The 8644-nt window shown below is 36.8% G+C and carries 7 protein-coding genes; all 7 read right to left on the reverse strand.

Going from position 1 to position 8644, the window contains the following annotated elements:
* Positions 1–4: 4 nt before the first annotated feature.
* The 7 genes from ACFFIT_RS08810 to ACFFIT_RS08840 all read right to left on the reverse strand — a co-directional run bounded on the left by ACFFIT_RS08810 (position 5) and on the right by ACFFIT_RS08840 (position 8035).
* Positions 5–1036, reverse strand: coding sequence for an ABC transporter permease subunit (locus ACFFIT_RS08810; protein ID WP_385877288.1), 1032 nt, complete (start codon positions 1034–1036; stop codon positions 5–7).
* A gap of 72 nt (positions 1037–1108) precedes the next feature.
* Positions 1109–1885 carry an SDR family NAD(P)-dependent oxidoreductase gene (locus tag ACFFIT_RS08815; protein ID WP_385877289.1) on the reverse strand — a complete coding sequence of 259 codons (777 nt, stop codon included), beginning with the start codon at positions 1883–1885 and terminating at the stop codon, positions 1109–1111.
* A gap of 66 nt (positions 1886–1951) precedes the next feature.
* Complete coding sequence (locus tag ACFFIT_RS08820; RefSeq protein ID WP_385877290.1) at positions 1952–2983, reverse strand: ketopantoate reductase family protein; 1032 nt, start codon at positions 2981–2983, stop codon at positions 1952–1954.
* Between the two features lie 123 nt (positions 2984–3106).
* Positions 3107–3808 (reverse strand): creatininase family protein, encoded by a 702-nt coding sequence (locus tag ACFFIT_RS08825; protein ID WP_385877291.1) that lies wholly within the window; start codon positions 3806–3808, stop codon positions 3107–3109.
* Between the two features lie 169 nt (positions 3809–3977).
* Positions 3978–5501 (reverse strand): carboxypeptidase M32, encoded by a 1524-nt coding sequence (locus tag ACFFIT_RS08830; protein WP_385877292.1) that lies wholly within the window; start codon positions 5499–5501, stop codon positions 3978–3980.
* 141 nt (positions 5502–5642) lie between these two features.
* On the reverse strand, positions 5643–7244 hold the full coding sequence (locus tag ACFFIT_RS08835; protein WP_385877293.1) for an ABC transporter substrate-binding protein: 1602 nt from the start codon (positions 7242–7244) through the stop codon (positions 5643–5645).
* 116 nt (positions 7245–7360) lie between these two features.
* Positions 7361–8035 carry a FadR/GntR family transcriptional regulator gene (locus ACFFIT_RS08840; protein ID WP_385877294.1) on the reverse strand — a complete coding sequence of 225 codons (675 nt, stop codon included), beginning with the start codon at positions 8033–8035 and terminating at the stop codon, positions 7361–7363.
* Positions 8036–8644: the final 609 nt, after the last annotated feature.

Below are 8644 nucleotides of genomic sequence, written 5' to 3' on the forward strand. Positions count from 1 at the left end.
TACCTCAAGATTTACCGTGACGAATACGTGGATTAATTACTCCATAGAATATATCTACGATAAGGTTTGTTAAAATGACAAGTATTGCTATTAACAATATACCATTTTGAACAATGGGATAATCCCTACGCCCTATCGCCTCAATCAACCATTTACCAATACCAGGCCAAGAAAACAGTGTCTCAGTCAATACTGCACCGCCTAACATGGCACTCACACTCAAACCAATTACTGTGACAACTGGAATCAACGCATTTCTAAGTGCATGACCAAAAATGACTTTCAATGGAGATAGCCCTTTTGCATACGCTGTACGAACATAATCTTCTTTTAACACCTCTAGCATCGACGATCTCGTCATTCTCGATATAATTGCAAGAGGGATAGTTCCAAGCACAATAGTGGGTAAAATAAGATGCCTTAGAGCGTCAATAAATGCGCCTTTGTTGTAATCAGGATCATTAATTTGAGCTAAAAATGAATCTATCAGCATAAACCCTGTTATTGGTTCAATGTCAAAGTCTAAGCTGATCCGACCAGAAACTGGTGTCCAACCCAGTTTAACGGAGAAAAACATGATCAAAATCAGTGCCCACCAAAAGATAGGCATTGAAAAACCAGTTAACGATAAACCCATAACTCCATGGTCAAAAATCGACCCTCGTTTAACCGCTGCTAATACTCCCATAGGGATCCCTAAAATTATGGCAAATATCATGGCAAAAAGTGTTAACTCAAATGTCGCAGGAAATCGTTCTAAAAATTCACTTAACACTGTTTCTTGTGTTATGAATGAACGACCAAAATTCCCTTGCAGCACATCCAATAAATAGTTGTAATATTGAATGTGCAAAGGCTTGTCTAATCCCAGATTTTTTAGAACTTCTGCATGATATGCAGGATCTAAACCGCGGTCACCCATCATGATTTCGACAGGATCACCAGGGATAAGCCTAACCAAACTAAAAGTTAATAATGTAATCCCTATAAACGTAGGAATAAGCATTATTAATCGTTTAAAAATAAATGTCAGCATTCGCTTTTACCTAAAAAATAAATTATGAATGTCTTACTTTAAGATGCTAATCTAAAAATGGTGATTTCGTTTTTACTTACCGCCATCTATACTTAAAATTTGACCTGTTATCCACTGTGACTCTTTTGCAGCAAAAAATAATACGCCATTTGCTATATCTTTAGGATCGCCCAAGCGACGCATCGCTATACCGGAAAGAATCTGCTGCTGTTTATCTTGACCGAATTTTTGCCACTGACGCTCACTGCTTGGATTAGAACGCACAAATCCGGGAGCAATACTGTTAACTGTAATACCAAATGGACCTAATTCATGCGCAAGCTGACGAGTCAATCCAATTTGTGCTGCCTTTGAAGCCGCGTAAGCTTGTATACCAGTTAAACTGATCCCTAGACCTGCGCCACTAGAAATATTAATGATGCGACCAAAGGTGTTCTTTTTCATCATAGGCGTGACTGCTTGGCTAAACCAAAATGTACTGTCCGTATTTACTTGAAATAAAGCGTGCCAATCTGAAGGAGTGATTTCTTCAATAGGCCTGCCTTCTTGACCACGTACCCCCCCTGCACAGTTAACAAGAATATCAATTCTGCCTACACGCTCGACAAAAGCTAGTACATCTTGTTGAATTGTTACATCCACCACATGGGCATTAATCTTTCCTTTATTAGGTTTACCTGTGATGCTATGTTCAGTACAAAGTTTTAATGTTTCATCTAAAGTAACTTTATCAATATCGCACAACCAGACATGTGCCTCTTCATCTGAAAAAGCACGAGCTATTGCTCGGCCTATTCCTTGGGCTGCTCCAGTAATAACAACGGTTTGTTCTGAAAAATCGTATTGCATCGTGACTCCTATTAATTAAAATATGACTCCAAATTATGTTCATGTGGAAATATCTGTTTATAAAAATTAATTTACCAAAGCAGCAACACGGTCAAGATTTTTTAAAGACAGAGGCTGTCCGTCTTCAATCGCTGTAATTCCTGAAATGATGGCTTTAAGCAAAGGGGTAGGCACACCGACTTCTTTTGCCTTTTCAACAATGACGCCTAATTGTTGATTCACTTCTGTTTTTCTTTTGTGAATGGCAAGATCACGCCATATTCCACTATGCGTTTTGGCGGAATTTTGATTAAATTTAACCATCGCATCCATAGATTTTTCACTTTCTTCAATCGAAGAGTTTGCCATAAACGCTAGGGGTTCAAAGCCATTAAAGCCCTCCAATGGAATATTAAGAGCTTTAGCAACACAACAAACCTCTTTGCCTAAAGCAATTAATACATTGCGGTATTGTGGTGCTGCCAAAATATCTACTATGGATTCATTGGTAAGTGCACTTGCAAAAAGTAGCGCACCATAGGCGAGCTTGCCCCATAAAAAACTGAAAATTTTATCAGTAGTGATCGCATTAGGTTCAAATAACTGCATTAGCGCATGAAGTTTTTGCAGTCGTTCTGTATTTTGACCTGAAAGTTCACCTACAACAACAGCGCCACGGCCTGCATAGTGAATATGACCTGCTTCCAAAATATCTGCTCCAAAATTAACAAAACAACCAACTGTTCTTTTTTCGCCCAATATTTTGGAAATTGTTAATTCGTTCAAACCATTTTGTACGGATAATACGCAACCATCTTCATCTAAAAAAGGAGCTATCATGTAACATGCACTTTCGGTATGTAAGGCTTTTGTACACAAAAAGATAGTGTCGAATGGTTTTGAAAAATGTGAATTTAAATGTTCTGGTAAAAAAGCTTTGGCAGTCACAGTAATATTGTCAATAGGACCGCTGATCTTAAGTCCATTTAAATTGATTTCATTGACGTGCACTGGGTTATTGTCAACTAAAATTACCGGTTTCTTAGCACGAATAAGATAGGCTGCGATGGTTCCTCCCATCGCACCTGCTCCCCAAATTACTATCGGTTGTTCCTGCACAAATCACCTCGCTCTATTCACTGAAATTACTTTTGGCTTACTTAGGTTAAGACTCAATTGTATTAGATAAAGTCTTTAACAATTTTTTTAATTTTATGAAGTTATTTAGAGGCACAATGGTATTTAACACCAAGGTCCTTCAAGGATATCGCGAGTTTCTTGAACAGCAATATTCCACATTTCTAATTCCTCTTCAGCCGAGCGTTGATACCAACCACCAAAATTACCATCGCCTAAATATTCTTTAGATTCTTGGGTATTCATCACACCATAACGTTGGTAATCAATAGCGGGTTTACGTTGATCTGGTGAATTAGCATGCGCTAAACGCGTCCAAGGTAGATTTTCCATCCAAGATGCATGGGAAGAAGTAGGATCTATTTCACGTACTTTAGCTAAGGTTTTTGGTGCATTCCACCAATTATAGAAACGAACTTTAACTTCTGGATTAGCCAACATCCATTCAGCTGCAGCGCTTTGAGCGGGTTGATTTCCTCCATGACCATTAACGAGTACAATACGCTTAAAACCAGATCGCTTTAAACTGTCAAGAATATCTCTAATCAACGCAGTATATGTATTCACATTTAGTGTGATTGTTCCAGCAAAACCAGCAAAATAAGGGGTAATACCAAATGGGATGGCAGGATAAACAGGTATACCTAGAGGTTCAGCTGCATCAACAGCAACTTTTTCGGCTAGAATCATATCTACAGCCATACTGAGATAGGCGTGCTGTTCAACACTACCCAAAGGCACAACAACCCTATCATCAGTTTTTAAATACTCTTCAATTTGCATCCAATTCATATCTGCAATTTTCATTAATGGCTTTTCCTTTATTTAAATTTTTAAACTGTAGAGTCTTAAAAAATCGAACTCATTTAGTCGATTTAGAACAGGCATCTCTCATTTAATACTTCTGTCTTTAACATATTATCTATCTAACTATTGACCAATCTGAGTCTTTTAAAATGACAATAAAAGTAGCTTATTACAGTCTATAAATGTTAGAAAATTTAACCTCTAAATATTTAAGATAATATTCTGGACCAAGAGATTTACCTGTAGCACGAACTAACAGTTCATCTGGAGTGTATGTTCTTCCGTGCTTGAGTATATTATCTCTTAGCCAATTTAATAATGAATCATACTGGGCATTTGACAAATCGTTGTTTATTTGTGGATTTTGTTTTAAAGCGGCTTCCATAAACTGAGACGCCATTACATTTCCTAGAGTATAAGTCGGAAAGGAACCAATCATCCCCTTCGACCAATGTATATCTTGCAATACACCTTGGGTATCATTATCAGGTGATATTCCCAGATACTCTTGCATTTTACTACGCCAAAATTCTGGTAGTTGTTTTACCTGTAAAGAGCCATCCATGAGTCCCATTTCGATTTCTGCACGAAGCATAATATGAAGATCATAAGTTAATTCATCAGCTTCAACACGGATAAAACTTGGCTCTGAACGATTGATTGCGCGATAAAATGTATCTAAAGAAACATCATCAAGAGATCCTTTGAAGGTATCTTTTAATAATCCGAAGTGATTTTGCCAAAACTCAAAAGAGCGTCCTACTCGGTTTTCCCATAACCGCGATTGCGATTCGTGGACACCATAGCTAGTACCTGCAACAGCATACAATCCTAATAGGTCGAGTGTTAAAGGTGTACCGCTTAATTCAGGAGCAACATTTTGTTCATATATTGCGTGCCCTGCTTCATGCAAAGTACCAAATACACCAGCATTTAAAAAATTTGGATTAAAACGAGTTGTTATACGTACATCTTCACGGGTCATTGAGATTTCAAATGGATGCGTAGTAGTATCTAAGCGACCTCTGGAAAAATCGTAACCGATTTTTTTCGCTAATGCAGTGGAAAACTGATATTGTTTTTCTATAGGAAAATGCCTAAATAAAAATTCGTTATCAGGTTTTTCAGCAGCGTGAACTTTTTTTGCCAGTGGCACTAATCTTTCACGTAATTGTTTAAAAAGCGTTTGCAAAATAGGTACTTTTAGTCCTGTCTCAAACTCATTGGTCACGGCTTCATACGGGTGGTTTTCATAACCTACTCGTTCAGCGATGTCTCTCTTTAAATCAATGATTTGTGTTAAAAAAGGTTGGAATTTTTTAAAATCGTTATTAGCTCTTGCTTCGCGCCATGCTGTTTCAGCTTCAGCACTTAATTGAGCTTGCTTAGCAACTAAACTGGCTGGTATTTTACTAAAATGGTCAATGGCATCACGCAAAGCTTTTTGGCTACGAATATCATATATAGTTTGGTCATTTTTACTTTCAGCTACTTTTAAAGCCCCAGATAATTCATCTGATAAAATAATTTTTTGCGCTAATTGGCTTAAAGTTGCAATCTGTTTTCCTCTATTTTCACTCGCCCCTTCAGGCATGCCTGTACTTGCATCCCAATTAAGTAAATTAATTACATTCAATATATTACTAATTTCACTAACGTGCGCATTTAGTTGATTCGTTTCTAAAGAGATCATAGGAATGTCCTTTGCTAAAAATATGTTTAATGCATTAAATCAGATTTCTCTTTTTAACAGAGAGATGAATTCAACATATACCTTTCTCTCTGCTAAATTATTTAGTATAGACTGTAAAAATAGTCATTCCTAAGAGAACAATTATTCAATGATATCTGCATCAGCGTAACTATTTAAAGTAAGTGGGCTTGCAACGATACCCGTTACTTTTTTGTTAACAGCTAAAGCACTTAAAGGATGGAACAACGTAACCCAAGGCACAGTATCATTAAACATCGCTTGTGCCTGACGATACATTTCTACACGTTTCTCATGATTTGTTTCAGCTCTTGCATCTTTTAGCAATTTATCAAATTCCTCATCACACCAACGAGAGAAGTTACTGCCATCCACTAATCCTGAGCAAGAGAAGTTATTAGATAGAAAATTATCAGGATCACCATTATCCGAAGCCCATCCCAAAACTGCTGTAGTATGCTCACCATCTCTTGCCCTGCGTAATAATTCACCCCATTCAATAGTCTTAATATCTGCATTTACGCCAATTTTTTTGAAGTCCGCTTGTAAGATTTCGGCTGTTAATTTAGGATTCGGATTAGACCCACTAGTTCCTGGTCTAACCCAAATTTCAGTATTGAAACCATCAGGATAACCCGCTTCAGCGAGTAATTTTTTTGCTTCCTCTATATTCAGTTCAAATTTAGGTAAATCAGCGTTATAACTCCACTGCGTTTCAGGATATGGATTAGTTGCTGGAGCACCAGCACCAGCAGTTACAACATTTATTAAATTCGGACGATCTACAGCTAAAGCAAGAGCTCGTCTGACCATCTTATTATCTAGTGGCGGCTTTTGAGTATTTAGTTGTAAATATGAAGTTGTCAAAGCACTGCCTTTAACTAATTTTAATTTCTCGTCTGCTTCAATTGCAGCCCAATCCTGTGGACTTGGATAAAGCATGACATCACACTCACCAGCTTTTAAACGCTGTAAACGCACAGAGGCATCAGGTGCTATGCTAAAAATCAATTGATCAATTTTTGGTTTGCCGCGAAAATAATCTGCATTGGCTTGATAACGAATCATTTGATCTTTGTTATAACGTTTAAAAACAAATGGACCTGTTCCGATTGGTTTAGTGTCCATGTCTCTAAGATTGCCAGATTTTTCTAACTGAGCTGCATACTCACTTGAAAGTATTGAGGTAAAGCCCATTGCAAGATCTGCAAGAAATGGAGCCTCTGGGCGAGTTAATTTAACTTCGACAGTGTGCTCATCGATTTTTTTAACGGACTCTATTAGGTTTTTAAAATCCATTGCTTGTGCATAGAACCACCCCTGCGCAGCAGTCTTATACCATGGACTGGTTTCATCTAATTGCCGAGTTAAGCTATATACCACATCATCAGCATTAAATTCTCTAGTTGGTGTAAACCAATCAGTCGTATGAAATTTAACACCTTGTCTTAAATGAAAAGTATACGTTTTGCCATCCTCGCTAATCTCCCAGCGCTCAGCGAGTGCTGGCCTCAATTCCGTAGTACCAGGAACAAAATCAATTAGACGATTATAAATAGTTTCAGATGACGCATCCGCTGTTGAGTTAGCATGATATAAAGAATAGTCAAATCCGTCAGGACTTGCTTCAGTGCATACTTTCAATGTTTTGGGAGAGTCAGCATAAGAAGCTTGACTCATCATCATTAATAAGCTTGCCGTCATAGTCAATGCAAATTTTTTCATAGGGACATTCCTTTTGTTAAGATTAGATATAGCGAATCTAAAGATATAATAATACGTATATTTTTTACCATTAACTTTGTTATTACTAAAAGTTCAATACGTTTCATCAGTAGAAGTTATAACTTCACATTAGCCCGCAGCGCTGCATTAATAATGTGTTTCTGCATCGCTGCTCTTGCTAATTCAGGTTTAGCCATGCTTATGGCTTGAAAAATATTTTCGTGTTCTTTGAGGGTTGGTGCCAACATTACATAATCTCCTTTTGGGGGAGATTGACTTCTATCGACGGGCTTCCTAATTTTTTTTATCACATCTAATAGTAAATTATTTTGGGCCAAATTAATGATTTGGCTATGAAAATCAACATCACAAATTTGAACAGTCAACAAATCGCCGTCCAGCGCAGCCACTTTAGACTGTTCGATACTCGTTTGTAGCTTTTTTATATCGTTTTTAGTGGCATGAAGCGCGGCCATCTGAGCCGCATAACCTTCTAATTCATGCCTTAAAGCGAATACATCTTTTAAAGAATATTCTGCATAGGGCCATTTTTCTCGTTGTTGTAAGGTATTCTCAATTACAAAAACTCCTTTACCGGGTTGTATATTGATTAGCCCTTTAGATTCTATAATTGATAACGCTTCTCTTAAAGAAGCACGACTGATGTTTAGAATTTTTGATAAATCATTCTGTGAAGGCAGTTGTTCAGAGCGCAGCCACTCTTTATTTATAATTTTAGATTCAATTAACTCTACAGCTTGTTGTACAACAGACATTCTTTTGATAGACATTAATACTCTGACCTTTTGATAATCGGGATTTCATGGCTTAATGAGTTAGGATTTTATTGTGTGAATTAGTAAAAAAACCTAAAGCAGTAGATATTCAAAAAGATAAGACCAGGCAGACAGGTCTGATCTGTTTAAAAAATAACATATTGTTAAAAAAAATCAATTCTTAATTCAATTATCTTGAACTAAATCACAAATAGAATTATTTTGTATCATTGTCAATTATTTTATATCATTTGACAATGTAATTGCTTTTATTGTAAGTTTTTAGAGGAAGAGGGTTGCTAATGATCAATTAATAATTTAAATAAGTTGATGATAATCAATCTAATAATGCTTTTCTGCGTGCTAGTTATATTCAATATAACTTTAGAATAACACAATCCTATATCCTAAGTATCTAGACTCAAACCATGTTACAAGTAGCCCTATTACTTAAAATATATTAACCTGTGTCATTACTATGAACGTGGTAAAACTTCCGAAGAACACTCTTCCGTTTTTTTAATGAGAGCTTTGAATTAGTGTTAAATCTCTCATTTGTTAATCGAGTAGAGCACAGGAACTGCCCCTGCACCCTCTCACAGAACCGTACGTGACACTCTAGCG

The organism is Thorsellia kenyensis (genome assembly GCF_042432445.1).
Lineage (GTDB): Bacteria > Pseudomonadota > Gammaproteobacteria > Enterobacterales > Thorselliaceae > Thorsellia > Thorsellia kenyensis.

What these genes read in the sequence shown, in the direction of transcription:
- ACFFIT_RS08810 (WP_385877288.1), bottom strand. Translation starts at nt 1,036, where the DNA reads ATGCTGACATTTATTTTTAAACGATTAATAATGCTTATTCCTACGTTT.
- ACFFIT_RS08815 (WP_385877289.1), bottom strand. Translation starts at nt 1,885, where the DNA reads ATGCAATACGATTTTTCAGAACAAACCGTTGTTATTACTGGAGCAGCC.
- ACFFIT_RS08825 (WP_385877291.1), bottom strand. Translation starts at nt 3,808, where the DNA reads ATGAAAATTGCAGATATGAATTGGATGCAAATTGAAGAGTATTTAAAA.
- ACFFIT_RS08830 (WP_385877292.1), bottom strand. Translation starts at nt 5,501, where the DNA reads ATGATCTCTTTAGAAACGAATCAACTAAATGCGCACGTTAGTGAAATT.
- ACFFIT_RS08835 (WP_385877293.1), bottom strand. Translation starts at nt 7,244, where the DNA reads ATGAAAAAATTTGCATTGACTATGACGGCAAGCTTATTAATGATGATG.
- ACFFIT_RS08840 (WP_385877294.1), bottom strand. Translation starts at nt 8,035, where the DNA reads ATGTCTATCAAAAGAATGTCTGTTGTACAACAAGCTGTAGAGTTAATT.